At 39.5% G+C, this 557-nt stretch carries 1 protein-coding gene; it reads right to left on the bottom strand.

Annotated features, from left to right (window positions below; genetic code table 11):
• A partial coding sequence (locus DXD11_RS14115) for a helix-turn-helix domain-containing protein (RefSeq protein WP_147360991.1) occupies window positions 1-557 on the bottom strand: 557 nt, incomplete at both ends.

Raw genomic sequence — 557 nt, 5'->3', positions numbered from 1 at the left:
TATACCGATTCAGAATCCTCATACATAACTTCGGATAAAAGATTGGCAAGTCTTTGTTCTGCTGTTTCCGGTTTCTTAGAATAGAGTCTTATCACATCTGCCATATCGTTAAATGCGTTGACAGTATGTGTGATCTCCCTGAGAAACATGATCTCGTTATATTCATCTTTCGATTCAAAGCCCATTACTTTGGCAATGTCCGCATCTTTGGTACTGCCCTTGTAATTTTTACAGGCGAACTGAAACGAATCCAGAAACAGTTCATATTGCTTTAACATTAACAGCAGTAAGTCTTTGGAAAATGCGTCTTCTGTTTTATTGAGGTCGAGCGGTAACTGTTTGAGAATATCACTCATCGCATCACGAATCAGTAATTCTTTCTTATCCGTAATATCAGTTTCATATTCATCGTTTTCCCCTTTGAGCCATTCAATCGATACATGAAGTGCTTCCGAAAGACCTTCCAGTACCATCTTTTTGGTATTGTCAATCGAACCATTCTCATAACGCAGGATTGTGGAAGCGGTAACTCCCATCTTCTCTGCGACATAAGGCTG

Source organism: Coprococcus sp. TF11-13, from assembly GCF_003481085.1.
In the GTDB taxonomy this organism is placed as follows: Bacteria; Bacillota; Clostridia; order Lachnospirales; family Lachnospiraceae; genus Coprococcus; species Coprococcus aceti.
The sequence above is the reverse complement of the archived record's forward strand: the minus strand, read 5'-3'. Positions and strand labels throughout refer to the sequence as shown.